Below are 1424 nucleotides of genomic sequence, written 5' to 3' on the forward strand. Positions count from 1 at the left end.
TACTACAGTTGCGTATGATTTGATTTTCTGATTCAACCGTCGCAGGATTGGGAGGGTTGGGTCATGTCGGTTTCGGCTTGGGCGAGCGGCGTTTCGGATTGGCAGCAGGCGCTTGAGGGGTTGAAAGCGTTCATCGCTCCGGCCTTCAAACGGTCCGAGCAGCGGGCAACGGCTGGGGCGTTCATCGATGGACTCTTGTCCGGCGCGGAGCGCAAGACGGGCTGGATGCTGGCAGAACAAGCCGGTTTTGCAAGGCCTTACCGGATCCAGTCGCTGCTGGGGCGATCACGCTGGTCGGCGGATGTGCTGTGTGAGCGGGTCCGGAACCATGCCCTGGAAGCGCTGGCCGATCGGGATGGCGTTCTGATCATCGATGAGACCGGATTCCTTAAGAAAGGCACCCATTCGGTCGGTGTCGCGCGGCAATATTCCGGCACGGCGGGGCGGATCGAGAACTGCCAGGTCGGGGTCTTTGCCGCCTATGCCAGCCGCTGGGGCCAGGCGCTGATCGACCGGCAACTCTATCTGCCGAAATCCTGGGCCGGCGATCCGGCGCGCCGCGATAGCGCGCAGGTGCCTGATGAGATGGCCTTTGCCACCAAGCCTGCGATGGCCTGCGAGATGATCGCGCGCCTGCTGGACGAGGGCACGCCTTGCGCCTTCGTGCTCGCCGACGCGGTCTACGGCTCCGATCACAGCTTCCGGCGCATGCTTGAAGCCCGCGGCCAAGCCTATGTGCTGGCGGTACGCTCCAATCACACGCTGCGGTTCCTGGAAGACTGGTCGCTGGTGCAGACCGACCCTCGGACGATGATCGCCGACCTGCCTGCCGAGACCTGGACGCCGCTCAGCGCCGGCGAAGGCGCCAAGGGGCCTCGGCTCTATCACTGGGCGCGCCTGCCTCTCAAGTATCAGGCCGGACAGGGATTTTCCCGCTGGTTGCTGGCGCGGCGGAGTCTGCGTGATCCCGGCGCCATCGCCTATTACTTCGCCTACGCGCCTTCTGACGCCACGCTGGAAGACCTCGCTGCGGCGGCCGGGCTGCGCTGGGCCATCGAGGAATGCTTTCTGCGCGCCAAGGACGACCTGGGTCTCGACCACTGCGAAGCGCGGTCCTGGCACGGCTGGCATCGGCACATGAGTCTGGTGATGGCCGCCGCCGCGTTTCTCGCCCGGATCGGCGCCGACCAGCGCCGCGCGGCCTATGGGAAACAGAACGAAACGAGTCCGAAACGCCCGGCGGCATGATCGCGCGCCTCCGGCAAACCCTGACCACGCCGGAAATCCGTCGCCTCTGCGCGCGACTGCTGCATCGCCCGGTCCACACCGCCACCTTCATCTGGGATTGGTCACGATGGCAAAGGAGGCACCAAGTCGCCGCCGCCATCGCCCACCGAAAAGCCCGATCAAATACGCAACTGTAG

1 protein-coding gene is annotated in these 1424 nt (G+C 65.1%); it reads left to right on the forward strand.

What is annotated here, in order from left to right; translation table 11 throughout:
- Positions 1 to 63: 63 nt before the first annotated feature.
- Positions 64 to 1248 carry an IS701 family transposase gene (locus PVW49_RS23655; protein ID WP_274591798.1) on the forward strand — a complete coding sequence of 395 codons (1185 nt, stop codon included), beginning with the start codon at positions 64 to 66 and terminating at the stop codon, positions 1246 to 1248.
- Positions 1249 to 1424 lie beyond the last annotated feature (176 nt).

This window comes from Marinovum sp. PR37, from assembly GCF_028807375.1.
GTDB lineage: Bacteria > Pseudomonadota > Alphaproteobacteria > Rhodobacterales > Rhodobacteraceae > Marinovum > Marinovum algicola.